The sequence below is a fragment of the Mucilaginibacter sp. PAMC 26640 genome (assembly GCA_001596135.1).
In the GTDB taxonomy this organism is placed as follows: Bacteria; Bacteroidota; Bacteroidia; order Sphingobacteriales; family Sphingobacteriaceae; genus Mucilaginibacter.
Genome location: CP014773.1, coordinates 4,313,946 through 4,329,077, shown reverse-complemented (window position 1 = coordinate 4,329,077; position 15,132 = coordinate 4,313,946). Strand labels below are relative to the sequence as shown.

The following is a 15,132-nucleotide window of genomic DNA, read 5'->3' as shown; positions in this document are numbered from 1 at the left end:
AACTTATAGCTGCCCTAAAAGGGCGGCTATATTTTAAACTGCACATCTATTTTTTGGAACCTAAACAGGCTACTATTCCCTCAATCACTCTTTTTGTTTCCTCAGGGTCGCGAACCTGGATGCAGGTTACACCGGTTTTGCGCGCAGGATGATCGTTACCGCCCTCAAATAATGCATCTCCGATAAAGATCATCTCAGAGATCTTTATATCCAACACTTTTTTAAGTTTGCGAATACCGTAAGCCTTATCTATACCCGGTTTGGTAATATCTATGGATGTTGCACCGCCCATTTGTACCGAAAAAGCCTTAAGTGTTTGGTCCAAAGTTTTCTTGATCACTTTGCGTTTTGCAAAATCCGGATCCCATTTCTTTTTATCGTTAAGTGGCGCCTGCTGGCCTAATGCAGAAAAAGTTACCTGGCTGCCACGGTCTTCAATTTGTTCGCCCCAGGTTTTCTTTGCTTTAAAACCCGACTCTTCAACTGCTGCTTCCAATTCTTTAATAATTAGCTGTTTTTCTGCCATGGTGAAATTTTCTGCATATCGCTGTTTCCAGCCATTTTTATAAGAATAGTATTTAGTACCGCAAGTTGGCAGGATGGAGAGCCTTTTCAAAGCTTTATCATCTAAGTGGGAGAGTACTTGCTTTTCAAACTGGGGCCAGTCGCCCCCCGATATGATCGCCACTTTGGCAACTTTCAACAGATTGCTAAGCGTATTTGCCATTTCCTCATCTATTGCAGCTTTGCTTTCAGCAAGTGTACCATCCAAATCAAATATTACCAGCTTCTTCATGATCCCTTTAACAGTAGTCATTCCGGCTTGTTTCATTTAGTGGCGGGTAGCAAGACAGTAATATTAAAATAATTAAATTGATCAGGTATTTGCTTGAGTCACCCTGGCTCATAACTCATTTGAAAATTTATTTCTTCAAAATAACATACAATCCCTTACTTTGGCTCACAAAATAATTATCATATTGAAAGACATTTTCGGCACCGCACTATACGATCATTTTAAGGGCACAAAAGCAGCCAAGCTATTTATCTACAATAAATATGGGCCAAAAGAAGAAATGCCACTTGAAGTATACTTCCGCACAGAGTTAGAAATGCCCGAGCTGGAATTAATGGCACTTGGCCGCTGCCATGGCCGGGTGTTGGATATTGGTGCGGGCGCTGGCAGCCATGCTTTATGCCTGCAAAACCTTGGCACCGATGTTACCGCATTGGACATTTCGGGCAGGGCAGTAGATATCATGCGCGAGCGTGGTTTAAAGCAAGCCATTGAGCAGGATATTTATACCTACAAAGGTGAAAAGTATGACACCTTGTTACTATTGATGAATGGCATTGGCCTCGCTGGTAATACAGAGCGATTACGCGTTTTTTTACGCCACAGCAAAACGCTTCTTAATTTGGGCGGCCAGTTATTGTTTGATTCTTCGGATATTGCCTATCTATACCAGGGAAACCTGCCGGCAGGAAGATATTACGGCGAGTTGTGGTATCAGTATGGATACAAGGGTCAAAAAACCGACTGGTTTCAGTGGCTCTATATAGATCAGGATATGCTTATTGATATTGCCTCGGAAGAAGGATGGGCCGTTGAGATTTTGCACGAAGATAATATGGACCAATACCTTGCGCGACTGATGGTGGCAGACTAAAACATTTTGCCTGGTGTCTTTTTTAGATCACCATTATTATATGTGCAATTTATGATTACCGAAAGCTAAGTGCTGTGCCTGCTGCACAATATTTTTTTTAATTTTTCTTCCCGCAAACATATGACCCCTATGGGGCCGACTTTTGAGTAAAGGACATGGAAAAAAATTTGGGACAATATCGAATATCTAATGCTTATCGAATCTTAAATAGTTCGCATGACGTTTTTTATACTTTAAATAATTGATTATTAGGGATTAGAGAAAGTTAGAATAGAATTATTTTCATTTGTGTTGACCCGGTTTTGAATTTGCGGCAACGTGCCTATTATACTCGTATGATTGAAAGAATATTTTTTATGATACCTGTAAAAGTATAATAGGTGTAAGTCCCGCGAATATTATTTGCGATTACATTTTTTTAATATATATTTACCTCCGAATTATACCTAATTGATTCAAAATCTTAGTGAAAAGGCTTTTAGTAATACTTTTGTTAAGTGTTCACCTGTTTAATTCAGGAGGCTATACCCTTTTCTTCCAATATTTCATCCACCGGTCTGAGGTGAAGATGGTAAAACAGATCTACGAAAATAAAGTAGATGCAACCCAGCTGATTCAAATTAAAATTCCTGTACATATGCCCGGTATCCAGGATTGGAAGGATTATGAACACCTGCAGGGCCAGGTTCAGCTAAAGGATGGTTATTACAATTACCTGGGTGTGAAAATGACCAGGGATACCATGTACCTGGTTTGTATTGCCAACAGTGTAAAAACCCGGCTGGTAAGTGCTAACCTTATTGTTGCAAAAGATGTTGCCGATGTTCCTGTAAGTAAAAAGGGATCGGAGACCACGGTAAAGAAAGCATCCGGCGGCTTTGAGTACAATAACCCATCTGTGCAATACAGCTTCGTTACCTTCGCCCAACATTTGAAAGGACCTGAGAACCCTATATCTTCCAGTCTTACCAATCCATACATTGAATCTCCGGGCAAACCGCCCAATTTCAGCGCTTAACAAAATATATTTGATTTTGTATCCCTTACATTTTTTACGGTAGTTCCAATACTATTGGGGTAGTTTTTGATTTTGCAATTCCTAGTACTGGCTTCGCGGTAAAAAATGTAAAGGGGATATTACTTTGCCTGTACAGGCAAGTTAGGCTGTATTTTAACTTTCTATTTTATTTTACTTGTTTTATATGAAACATCTTTTACAATATACTTACAGGTATTGTGTTGGAATTTTTGTTCTTACCGCATTGGTGCAAACTGCTAGTGCGCAAACGGAGTCTGACGCGATCATGATCCCAAAAAACTACCTGTGCGTTGCGGGTATGTATGCACACAATAACTGGGATCATTACTGGGAAGGCACCCTTAACCGGAACAATTTAAACCTTGGTACGGTGAGCAGCAACGTTTATAACCTTGGCCTTGTTTATGGCCTTAGCAATAGGATCAACATTTCAGCTTTCGTTCCTTATATTCAAACCAATGTTAGTGCGGGCACTTTGCGGTCGCAGCGCGGTGTACAGGACATTGCGCTTGCCTTTAAATGGATGGCCGTTCGCGAGCAGATTGGCCGGGGTCTTTTAAGCTTTCATGCCATTGCAACTGGTTCTATTCCTTTGGGTAGTTATCAGCCAGACTATTTACCGCTTGCACTGGGCAGCCGTAGCAGAAGTGTTGCTATCCGCGGTTTATTGAATTACCAGGTAGGCCGTTTCTTCGTCGCAGGGGCTGGGCAGTATATTCGCCGGGATAATATCACCATTGACAGGGACTCTTATTACACAACTGAGATGCACTACACCAACCAGGTAGCAATGCCAAATGCAACCAACTTTTTGGTAAGTGCAGGTTTCCGCAGCTTGCAATTAAATGTTGAAGCTATTGCAACCAAGTATACTTCAACAAGCGGTTTTGATATAACGCGTAATAATATGCCTTTCCCAAGCAACCGAATGAATGCAACAGCGGTTGGCGGCCTGGCGAAATACATGTTTCAGTCGTTACTCGGGCTTGAGTTAACCGCCGGCGCTAACTATGTAGTAGCAGGCCGCAACGTAGGCCAAAACACACAGGTTTTTGGTGGAATAGATTATGTGTTTTCTGTTAAGAAGGAAAAATCTGATAAATAGAACAAATTATGAAAACAAAGATACTTTACATATCAACCATACTAGCTGCAGCTTTTTTTGTTTCATCTTGTAAAAAGGATATTACCGAACGTAATCAGCAGTTTCCGGCGCTGGCACCGGCCAATATCGATTTGAATGCTGACAGCTGGACACCAATTTTAACGGCCACTACTACATTTACTGTTGCAACTCCGGAAGCGATCACCGCTCCAAATTATCTGGCCGATTTGAACGAGATAAAAAGCTACCAGAAGAACTTAACCAGCGAGCAAAAAGATATTATCAAATACTGGAGCGCAGGTTCGGTATTGCGCTGGAACGAAATCCTTCGGGAACTGGTAGCCAAGCATAATCTGCCACCCTATCAAAATGACGATGGCAGTTATCCTTTCCCCAGTGCTGCAAATCCGCTGGCTTATCCCTTATTTCCATTTTCAAACCCGCCTTATGCTGCCCGTGCCTACGCTTATGTTAGTACCGCTCAATACGATGCATTGGTACAGGCCTGGAAGTTTAAAAAGCAATTTAACCGTCCTGCACCTTATACTAATGATGTGAATGTCCAGGCGCTTATTCCAAAATCTGATCTGCCTGCCTATCCCAGCGAAGATGCTGTTGTTGCGGGGGTAACTGCACAGATGATGGTACTGCTGTTTCCGGGAGATTTGGATTATATTCAGAAGAAAGTTGCCGAAGAGAAACTATACCGCCTGATGGCAGGGGCAAATACCCGGTCTGACTGGGATGCTGGCGAATCTTTAGGCAAACAGGTAGCAGCTGTTTTCCTGGCACGTGCCCGTACGGACAAAGCCGGTGCTGCGATTGGTACGCAAACCGACTGGACTGCCTTTGAAACAACTGCAAAAGCTAATGGAACCACCCCCTGGATCAGTTTAGAATTACCTCACCGCCCGCCGATGCTACCGTTATTTACAAAAGTAACACCCATGTTATTTCCTACAACTACCGTTGTAGCCCTGCGCCCGGTAGCACCGTATGCAGAAAATTCTGCAGAACACCAAAAGGAAATAGCAGAGGTGCTGGCTATGAGTAACGATCATAACCGCGAGCATGAGCGAATTGTAAGTTTTTGGGCCGATGGTGTGGGTACAGCAACCCCTCCGGGCCACTGGAACAGTATCGCCGCCGAGGAGTTTGTAAAACATAACTGGAGCGAGGTGCGCTGGGCGCGCAATTTTGCACTGCTCAACATGGCCGAAATGGATGCGGCTATTGTATGCTGGGATGCTAAGTATTATTACTTTAATCCCCGCCCTACGCAAATGATGGCAGGTATAAAAACGCTTACCGGCATTCCCAACTTTCCATCTTATACCTCGGGCCACTCTAACTTTAGCGGAGCTGCTGCAACGGTTTTAGGATACATTATACCCGAAAAAGCCAGCGCATTTATGGATATGGCGCATGAAGCGGCCATGTCACGTTTATATGGCGCAATCCATTACCGTAGCGATTGTGAGGTTGGTTTACAAACCGGTATCAAAGTAGGCGAATTTGCCGTCGCAAGAGGGAAAGCCGACGGAGCCAATTAAAATAATTGAAGATAAGAGAATCGAAACGATGAAAACTGAGGTAAGGCTGCATTATATTTTACGAGTTGCAATTGCCATGTGTTTTATAGGGCACGGGGCTTTTGGAATTATAACCAAAGAGATCTGGTGCAATTATTTCGCCGTATTTAATATCAGTAAAGCATCCGCATATGTGCTTATGCCATGGGTTGGTGTAATTGATATCATTATGGGGCTGGTAATGCTTGCCTATCCCATCCGCGCTGTTGCACTTTGGCTGGTACTTTGGGGCACCATCACTGCATTTTTAAGGCCACTGTCTGGCGAGCCGTTTGCCGAGGTACTGGAACGCGCGGGTAACTTCGGTGCACCGCTCGCGTTTTTGATCTTAACCGGCGGGGTAAATAGTTGGAAACAAGTATTCACGAAAGTAGATCCGGAGATGCAGGTATCTGCCAAAACATTTGAAACTGTAAGCAAATGTTTGGTAATAGTTGTGTTTTTGCTGTTGATGGGTCATGGCTGGCTAAATTTAATGGAAAAGAAATCCCTGCTTAAGCAGTATGCGGCACTTGGGTTTTCACAGCCGGGGAAAGCAGCCATTTTTGTAGGCGTTTTTGAAATTACCGCAGCCTTGAGTGTTCTGATTAAACCAATGGCCAATATTTTGCTGGTTTTGTTCATCTGGAAAGTAGCGTCCGAACTGTTCTACCCACATTACGAAGTTTTTGAATGGATAGAGCGCGGTGGCAGCTATGGATCTATACTTGCGCTTTGGTTCGCTCTGAAACAAAAATCTTCCCGTATCGACCTATCTTCTTTGCTAAAAAATAACAAACAAGAATCTATTAATCAAACCTAAATCCTGCACAATTGCAGATTATGCCCGGCTCGGAAGAGCCGGGCTATTACATCATTTTTTTAAAATCCTTAACCATGAAATTTACTTTTAAATTCATTGCAGCTATCGCTGTAGCTATTTTTTTCTATAACACTAACGTAAATGCGCAAGGTTGCGTAGCAATCAGGGGCAACGGATCGTTCGCGGTTATGGAACACCCTATGCTGGATTCTTCCAATCTGTCTGATAAAAGCTGGGAGTTTACTACCTCGTACCGGTATTTTAAGTCGTTCAGACACTTCAAAGGTGCAGACGAGCAGAAACAGCGCCAGGTATTGGGCAACGAGGTGATCAATCATCAAAACACCATTGATCTGAACCTCACCCGTAATTTTAACCGTTTCTGGTCACTATCGGTAGGGATCCCATATCTGATCAATACACGTTCGTCTTTATATGAACACGGTGGTAAAGAACGCCACAATTCAGAGTCACATGGCATCGGCGATATGCGTATAGTAGCTAACAGATGGTTATTTGATAGCCATACCACCCACCGGGGCAATATTCAAGTAGGCTTGGGCGTAAAACTGCCTACCGGAAATTATAACTACAATAGCTACTTTTACAATGTTACCCCAAATGAACGCCCGGTAGATCAATCTATCCAGTTAGGTGACGGCGGCGTTGGTATCATTGCAGAAGCTAATGGTTACCTCAACTTCGGCAAAAGGTTCAGCGGTTATACCAACCTTTATTACATGGCTAATCCGCGCAATACCAACGGCACCCGCACTTACCGGGAAACACTTAACGCAACTTTAGCTAATGAGGCAAATACTAGCGTACCAGATCAATACCTGGCACGTTTAGGCGTTAACTACAGGTTTGGCGGCAGGTTTAGCGCATTAACCATTTCTGCAGGTGCAAGATTGGAAGGCATCCCGGTTAGAGATCTTATTGGTAAGAGCGATGCTTTCCGCCGCCCCGGATACGTGCTTTCGGTGGAACCGTCCTTAAATTACAGCTTAAAACGTATCAATATTTTTGCAAGTGTACCTGTGGCGTTGAAACGTAACCGACTGCAAAGTGTAACTGATAAAGAAAACACGGTTACAACCGGCAAATACGTAATTGGCGATGCTGCCTTTGCAGACTATTCTATTAATATAGGCGCTTCATTCAAATTCTAAATTTCTGTACTTAGTTTAATAAATTGGTTAAAAGCCGGGCGTAGTGACCCCGGCTTTTTTATTTTAATTTTATCAGGATAAAAATTCAGCAATAATACTTCGTGTACACCTGATCTACCAAATCAAGCAACACTGGAATGCACCTGCAATATTATATCTGGATTTTCTTACCGACCGCTGGTCTCTGCGCCTTCTTCGTGTATTTTACAGCAACAAGTCCACAACTTCTCTTTTTTTACCTGTACAAGTGTTTTAATCCCCCTGCATTTAATAGTTTTACGGCATGAATAACGCCGAACAAAATTTTGCAGCATTAAGACTCATATTGCCGCCCGCGCCAAAACCTCTTGGGGTTTACAAACCATGCTTAGTAGTTGGTAAATTTCTCTATGTATCCGGACACGGAACAGTTAAAAGCGACGGTACGCTTATTATTGGCCGCATCGGAGATGATATGTCGCCTGAAGATGGTAAGCTGGCAGCACGCCAGGTAGGATTAGCGATTTTAGCTACAATTAAAGCCAATATAGGCAGCTTAAATAATATTAAAAGGGTTGTGAAAGTATTGGGTATGGTTAATTGTACTGCTGACTTTGAGAAACATCCTTTTATCATCAACGGCGCAAGCGAATTATTCGCCAGTGTTTGGGGTGAAGAAAGTGGTATTGGAGTACGCAGTGCGGTAGGTATGGGCTCATTGCCGGATAATATACCGGTGGAAATAGAAGCCATGTTTGAACTGGAAGACTAAAACCGCCAATATATATATGTGGTACACCATTGCCGATACAGATGAGTTAGATACGCCTGCCCTGGTTGTTTATCCTGACAGGATTAAGTTTAACATCGATATGGTAAAATCCATGATTGATGACGTGGACCGGTTAAGACCGCATGTAAAGACTCATAAAAGCCCGCAGGTAACCAAGCTGATGCTACAGGCAGGCATTACTAAATATAAATGCGCAACTATAGCCGAGGGCGAAATGCTTGCTATGTGCAAAGCCCCGGATGTTTTGCTTGCCTATCAACCAAGCGGGCCAAAGCTCAATAGATTTATTGAGCTTATTAAAAAGTATCCTGAAACGACGTTTTCCTGTGTGGTAGACAATGTTATCACCGCTGAATTGATCGATTCTGCGGCGAGACTAAATGGTTTGATCGTCAGGGTATTTATTGACCTGAATGTTGGCATGAACCGCACAGGCATCGTGCCGGGAAGAGACGCACTCGCCCTTTATGTATCCTGTACAAAATTGCCCGGCATTAAAGTCATAGGTCTTCATGCTTACGATGGGCACATACATGATGCCGACATACAAGTAAGGATGAAAAAGGCAGACGATGCTATGCAAGCTGTTTATCACCTGGCAAGGTTAATTGAAGAGGCTGGTTTACCACTTCCCGTCATCATCGCCGGCGGCTCGCCAACTTACCCCATTCTCGCAGGCAACAAACGACTGGAATGTAGTCCTGGAACTTTTGCTTACTGGGACAGGGGTTATCAGATGGCTTTTGATGAACAGCCTTTTCTGCCTGCCGCATTAATTATTGCAAGGGTGATATCCCTGCCTGATACTGGGAAAATATGCATTGATGTGGGCCATAAATCTGTATCCGCAGAAAACGAACTTGCTAAGCGTATTTATTTCCTTAATGCTCCCGATCTGGTTTTTACCAGCCAAAGCGAGGAACATTTAGTTGCTGATGCCGGCGAAAATCACACTTTTAAAATCGGTGACATTTTATACGGATTGCCTTATCACATTTGCCCCACTATTGCTTTGTATGAACGTGCGCTAGTTATTGAAGAGCAGCACGTCAAAGGCGAATGGCTAAATACGGCAAGGGATAGAAAGATCACAATTTAACACTGGCACGATCAAACTGACTTTGCCTAATTGCTTTTGAGTTGGATCAACCGAACAATTTAGTCATCACCATCAATCAAAAAAAAAATTTATGTTCATAATAGATGCTCATCTCGACCTCAGCATGAACGCACTGGAATGGAACCGCGACCTGCGTAAACCTATTGGAGAAATCAATTTGCGTGAGCAAGGTTTAACCGATAAACCAGATCGCGGCCTTGGTGTAGTGTCGTTACCCGATTTAAGAAAAGGGAATATTGGCCTGGTGGTGGCTACCCAAATTGGCCGTTATGTGGCACCCGCCAATAATTTGCCCGGTTGGCACTCTCCGCAGCAAGCCTGGGCGCAGACGCAGGGCCAGCTAGCCTGGTATAAGGCAATGGAAGATGATGGCGAAATGGTACAGATCAATGATCTTACCTCACTGGAAGATCATTTGAAACTTTGGGCAGAAGACAGCCACGAAGAACACAAACCTGTTGGCTATATTCTTAGCTTAGAAGGGGCCGATTCTTTGGTGGATATAAGTTACCTGGAGCGGGCTTATAAAAATGGTTTACGTGCGGTAGGGCCGGCACATTACGGGCCGGGCCGTTATGCCAACGGTACCGACGCAACAGGCAAAATGGGGGCGGAGGGTTTAGCGCTTTTAAAGGAGATGGAGCGCCTAAACGTTATTCTGGATGCTACTCACCTCTGCGATGATGCGTTTTGGCAGGCGCTGGATAACTTTAACGGCCACATTTGGGCAAGCCATAATAATTGCCGGGCACTGGTGAACCATAACCGGCAGTATAGTGATGAAATGATCAAAGCGCTTGTAGACCGTGGCGCTGTGATTGGCGCAGCGCTGGACGCCTGGATGATGGTGCCCGGGTGGGTGAGAAGGCAATCGACTCCAAAAGGGATGGCCTGTAATATGGAGGTGATGGCAGATCACATCGATCATATTTGCCAGATAGCCGGTAACGCGCTGCATGTGGGAATGGGTACCGATTTGGATGGCGCATTTGGTAAAGAGCAATGCCCATACGACCTGGAAACAATTGCAGATTTGCAAAATGTTCCAACCCTTCTGCAAAAGCGTGGTTATACTAACGAGGAAATAGAAGGAATGATGCATGGTAATTGGTTACGATTTTTACGCAATGCCTGGAAATAAAGTTAAGTATGAGTGCAGAACAGCAAAGGTTAAGCGGTACCGGATGGAAAAAATGGGGACCTTACGTTAGCGACCGCCAGTGGGGTACCGTACGCGAAGACTATAGCGCAGGTGGCGATGCCTGGAACTATACTACCCACGATATGGCCCGCAGTAAGGCTTACCGTTGGGGCGAAGAGGGAATAGCTGGCATTAGCGACCGCGACCAGCAGCTATGCTTCGCGATAGCGCTGTGGAACAAAAAAGATCCGATTATAAAAGAACGCTATTTTGGTTTAACCAATAGCGAGGGTAACCACGGTGAGGATGTAAAGGAGCTGTATTATTATCTGGATAATACGCCTACGCATTCTTATATGAAAATGCTTTACAAATATCCGCAGCAACAATATCCTTATAGCACCTTACTGAATGAAAACAAAAAACGGGGACGTAAAGACCCTGAATATGAACTGATAGATACTGGGATTTTCGACAATGACGAATACTTCGATGTATTTGTAGAGTACGCCAAAGCCTCGCAGGATGATCTCCTGATCAAAATAACACTTAAGAACCATTCACAAGAAGCTGCAAGCCTTAATGTGCTGCCTACGTTATGGTTCCGTAATACCTGGGCCTTAGGTTATGATAGCGATGTTCCGAAGCTTTCTGTCGCTAATGCCAACGAGGTAAAAATAGAACACAAGGAATTAGGAGCGCTGTATCTCCAGGCCGAAGGGTCGCCAGAATTGCTTTTTTGCGATAATGAAAGCAATACGGTTCGCCTCAATACTTATGACGATGGCAAGCCGTTTTATAAAGATGGAATTAACGATCATATAGTTCACGGTGCAAACAGCATTAATCCAAATAATACCGGCACCAAAGCGGCTGTTAATTATGATGTTACGGTTCCCGGTAAAGGGCAATACGTATTGCGGCTAAGATTATCGCGTTCGGCAGATGCTGGTTTTGATGATTTTGAAGCAATGTTTAAAACACGGCAAGCAGAAGCAGATCTGTTTTACCAGGAGTTACAGCCTGCCGGTAACTCAGACAAAGCACTCATTCAGCGCCAGGCATATGCAGGGATGTTATGGAGCAAGCAGTTTTATTATTACGATGTTCATCAATGGCTTAATGGTGACCCGGCGCAGCCAAAACCGCCGGCGGAAAGATTAACTGGTCGTAACAGTCATTGGCCGCAATTTAATAACAGGGGCAATATCATCTCTATGCCCGATAAGTGGGAATTCCCGTGGTTTGCCGCATGGGATCTGGCCTTTCACTGTATCCCCTTAGCCAATCTGGATATGGCCTTTGCCAAAAGGCAACTAACACTATTGGTGAAAGAATGGTATATGCACCCCAACGGGCAGCTGCCCGCCTACGAATGGGATTTTGGCGATGCTAACCCCCCGGTGCATGCCATGGCCACCTGGAAAATTTACCTGCTGGACAAGGCCAATAATGATGGCAAGGGTGATACGTATTTCCTGGAACGTATTTTCCATAAATTGATGCTGAACTTTACCTGGTGGGTAAACCGAAAAGATGAGGCCGGAAATAATATTTTCGAAGGCGGCTTCTTAGGCCTGGACAACATAGGCGTATTTGATCGAAACACCCGATTTACCAATGGCGCGCACCTGGAGCAGGTGGATGGTACCAGCTGGATGGCCATGTATTCGCTCAACCTGCTGCGTATGTCAAACGAGCTGGCAACTACAAACAAAGCTTACCAGGATATTGCCTCTAAATTTTTCGAGCACTTTATTTATATCGCAAGTGCGATATCCAGTCATGGCGACAATAATACCGGCCTTTGGGATGAGGGTGATGGTTTCTTTTACGATCAGCTGCGCCGTGCCGACGGCAGTACCGAAAAAATGCGGGTGCGCAGCATTGTTGGTCTGATCCCATTATTCGCTGCAGAGGTGCTGGATGATTCCGCTATCGTTAACAACCCTATTTTCCGGGATAGGATGGATTGGTTTGCGGCTAACCGGCCCGATCTGGCTTCACTTGTATCGCGCTGGGATGAGACACGAGGTACTGGCAAACATCTCATTAGCTTACTAAGAGGCTACAGGATGAAGCGGCTGTTGCGATACATGCTGGATGAGAATGAGTTTCTGAGCCCCTACGGTATCCGTTCTTTGTCAAAACACCATCTCGACCATCCATACAGCGTTAATGTGGAGGGTAATGATTTTACAATAGCGTACGTGCCAGCCGAAAGCGATAGTGGTGTTTTTGGCGGCAACAGCAACTGGCGAGGCCCGGTGTGGATGCCAATGAACTACCTCCTGATTGAAAGCCTGCACACCTACCACCAATATTACGGCGACGATTTTAAAGTTGAATGCCCAACAGGATCCGGCCATATGATGAGCCTGAAGGAGGTTGCTAACGAGATCTACCGGCGTGTTTCTAACATCTTTTTAAAGGATGAAAAGGGCCGTCGGGCGGTATTCGGAGAGCATATTAAAATGCAGAACGATCCCGAGTTTAAGGATCATATTCTGTATCATGAGTATTTCGACGGTGACAATGGCAGCGGCAAAGGTGCATCCCACCAAACCGGCTGGACGGGGTTGATAGCAAATTGTTTGTATCAGTAGGATAAAATGCCGGGCTGAATCATATCAGTAATTTAATGCATTTTAGAAAAATCCTTTATTGACTTTTTGCGCAGATAATTTAAATTTTTCCCCTGATTCTCCCATTGCGTTCAAAAGACACATTAATATTTTTTTATTCAATTTAATTGATTTAGATTTATTGACCAAGTAAACTAAAACCAATTATGATGAATTCAAACAGACGTGACTTTTTAAAAAGTGCCGGTGCGCTGGCACTTGGTAGTGTTGCTTTATCGGGCAATGCGGCTTCTTTGTTAAGCTTACCAGATAAACATGCCGTCGGGATCCAATTATTTACATTTTTTAATGTAATGGATGCAGATGTTAAAGGCACGTTAAGCAAAATTTCTGCCGTTGGCTACAAGGAGATTGAATCTGCTTTTAGCAAATTAGGTGGATATTACGGTATGAAGCCAAAAGAATTTAAGGCGATGGTAAATGGGGAAGGCCTTGCATGGAAATCGCACCATGTGTTGGGCGCTCCCTTCAAAATGCCTCCGGGAATGAAAATGCCCACCACACCAGATGGTAAACCTATGGTAGTGCCTTCAATGCTGAATCTGCGCGATAACATGCAGCAGCTGGTTGACGAAGCAGCAGAGGGCGGTGTTACCTACCTGGTTTGCGCCAATGCACCAATCAATACCCTCGATGATATTAATTCGTCTATTTCGATATTGCAAAAGACAGGCGCTGCTGCAAAAAAAGCAGGTTTGCAATTTTGTTATCATAATCACGATGCAGAATTCCACACCGTTGACGGCAAAATACCTTACGACCTTATGCTTGCCGAAACAGACAAAGATGAGGTAAAGTTTGAACTTGACCTGGCCTGGGCCATTAAAGCCGGCAAAAACCCGGTCGAAATGTTTAAACAGCATCCGGGTCGTTTCCCGCTTTGGCACGTGAAAGACCTGGATGCTGCAAGAGAGACCATCTTGCCGGTAGGCAGCGGCACTATAGATTTTAAACCGGTCTTCGCAGCAGCAAAATCAGCAGGCATGCAGCATTTCTTTGTAGAGCATGATATGCCTAAAGATCCGTTTGCAAGCATGGCCAGCAGCTTTGCATTTGTACAAAAGAGTTTAAACGTTTAGCTTATTCTTCTTCTTCAATATACGTTTGCACGAAGCTATCATCGCTTATTGCGGTGATGAGCGCGTTTAAAATATCTTTTTCCGGCGACTCGTCGTCTACATCGTCGGCGTAGTCCTCTAATTCATCCAAGTATGTTACCGCCTGCTGTTCGTCGTCGAACAGCAGGATAACATCTTCATTAACCTCTGTGTCCGTACCATTCGGTGGTTTTGGGATACTATATTCGTCAAACATGTCCCTTGTTATCAGGGCAGAACTTTGTGGGATGTCAATTCTTAGCATTTTTTAGCTTTTAGTTGTTTCTTTTGGTTTTTCTTTGTCTTCAACATACCCGGTAAAGGTAATAGATTGCCTGTTAACACTAATGACCGATAAACTTGCCGAACCTGTGGCAGAAATGGTAAGGATAAGCTGATTGGTATACCGGGCATCCTTCGGCTTAATGTTGATAAGGAACTTTCCTTTCTTTTTTTCTGTAGTAGCGTAATCAAACTTGGTAGATGTAAATTTTATACCGCTATCATTGGTTGAATTATAGCCCACATTAAAATAAGCTTCGCCAAAATACGGCAGGTAGGAGATGATCGTATCCGGTTTTACCTGCAGGTCGTATCCATAGTTTAAATATCTCGGGTTGCCGGCACCCTGCCCATTTAATAGTTGTATTACATCATTATTTAAGGGGTAAACATACTGCGCCTTAAACACGTAGTTTTTTGATTGAATAAGCTGTTTCACTGCTGCAATTTTAGCAGCCTCCTTGTCGGCTTTTGTTGGCTGAGCCATGCCCGGCATGCTGATCGAAAAAACGACAGTCATTGCCATCAATATCTTTATTAAAGTTTTCATTGTTAACTAATTATATTATAAATATAACGTTTGCTTAGGGTATAACATTATGTATGTAAATAAGTTTAACATCCGCAGACATTAAACCTTTATCGACAATATTTATACCTCTTAGCTGCTGTTTACTTTTGAAATACCTGTCCTT

General features: G+C 43.8%; 14 protein-coding genes. 11 read left to right on the top strand and 3 right to left on the bottom strand.

The features are described 5' to 3' along the window. Window positions 1-46: 46 nt before the first annotated feature. Complete coding sequence (locus A0256_18670; protein AMR34615.1) at window positions 47-796, bottom strand: HAD family hydrolase; 750 nt, start codon at window positions 794-796, stop codon at window positions 47-49. Window positions 797-980: 184 nt separating this feature from the next. Between A0256_18670 and A0256_18665 the strand changes: the two genes are divergently transcribed. The 11 genes from A0256_18665 to A0256_18615 all read left to right on the top strand — a co-directional run bounded on the left by A0256_18665 (window position 981) and on the right by A0256_18615 (window position 14,137). Beyond that, window positions 981-1,670 carry a methyltransferase gene (locus A0256_18665; GenBank protein ID AMR33298.1) on the top strand — a complete coding sequence of 230 codons (690 nt, stop codon included), beginning with the start codon at window positions 981-983 and terminating at the stop codon, window positions 1,668-1,670. Window positions 1,671-2,136: 466 nt separating this feature from the next. Beyond that, window positions 2,137-2,688, top strand: coding sequence for a hypothetical protein (locus A0256_18660; GenBank protein ID AMR33297.1), 552 nt, complete (start codon window positions 2,137-2,139; stop codon window positions 2,686-2,688). 184 nt (window positions 2,689-2,872) lie between these two features. Beyond that, window positions 2,873-3,814: a hypothetical protein gene (locus A0256_18655; GenBank protein ID AMR33296.1), complete on the top strand. Its 942-nt coding sequence runs from the start codon at window positions 2,873-2,875 to the stop codon at window positions 3,812-3,814. 8 nt (window positions 3,815-3,822) lie between these two features. Next, window positions 3,823-5,367 carry a PA-phosphatase gene (locus tag A0256_18650; protein AMR33295.1) on the top strand — a complete coding sequence of 515 codons (1,545 nt, stop codon included), beginning with the start codon at window positions 3,823-3,825 and terminating at the stop codon, window positions 5,365-5,367. A gap of 28 nt (window positions 5,368-5,395) precedes the next feature. After that, entirely contained in the window at window positions 5,396-6,208 is an 813-nt protein-coding gene (locus A0256_18645; protein AMR33294.1) for a hypothetical protein, read from the top strand. Between the two features lie 74 nt (window positions 6,209-6,282). Continuing rightward, window positions 6,283-7,380 carry a hypothetical protein gene (locus A0256_18640; protein ID AMR34614.1) on the top strand — a complete coding sequence of 366 codons (1,098 nt, stop codon included), beginning with the start codon at window positions 6,283-6,285 and terminating at the stop codon, window positions 7,378-7,380. A 283-nt stretch (window positions 7,381-7,663) separates the two neighbouring features. Further along, a complete protein-coding gene (locus tag A0256_18635; protein ID AMR33293.1) occupies window positions 7,664-8,131 on the top strand; it encodes a hypothetical protein in 468 nt (155 codons plus the stop codon). 16 nt (window positions 8,132-8,147) lie between these two features. Then, window positions 8,148-9,251, top strand: coding sequence for a threonine aldolase (locus A0256_18630; protein ID AMR33292.1), 1,104 nt, complete (start codon window positions 8,148-8,150; stop codon window positions 9,249-9,251). A 91-nt stretch (window positions 9,252-9,342) separates the two neighbouring features. Beyond that, window positions 9,343-10,413 (top strand): peptidase M19, encoded by a 1,071-nt coding sequence (locus A0256_18625; protein AMR33291.1) that lies wholly within the window; start codon window positions 9,343-9,345, stop codon window positions 10,411-10,413. A gap of 8 nt (window positions 10,414-10,421) precedes the next feature. Next, complete coding sequence (locus A0256_18620; GenBank protein ID AMR33290.1) at window positions 10,422-13,019, top strand: glucosidase; 2,598 nt, start codon at window positions 10,422-10,424, stop codon at window positions 13,017-13,019. Window positions 13,020-13,207: 188 nt separating this feature from the next. Further along, complete coding sequence (locus tag A0256_18615; protein ID AMR33289.1) at window positions 13,208-14,137, top strand: xylose isomerase; 930 nt, start codon at window positions 13,208-13,210, stop codon at window positions 14,135-14,137. 1 nt (window position 14,138) lies between these two features. On the opposite strand, the gene A0256_18610 is transcribed toward A0256_18615, so the two are convergent. Continuing rightward, entirely contained in the window at window positions 14,139-14,372 is a 234-nt protein-coding gene (locus A0256_18610; protein ID AMR33288.1) for a hypothetical protein, read from the bottom strand. Window positions 14,373-14,423: 51 nt separating this feature from the next. Further along, complete coding sequence (locus tag A0256_18605) at window positions 14,424-14,987, bottom strand: hypothetical protein (GenBank protein AMR33287.1); 564 nt, start codon at window positions 14,985-14,987, stop codon at window positions 14,424-14,426. Window positions 14,988-15,132: the final 145 nt, after the last annotated feature.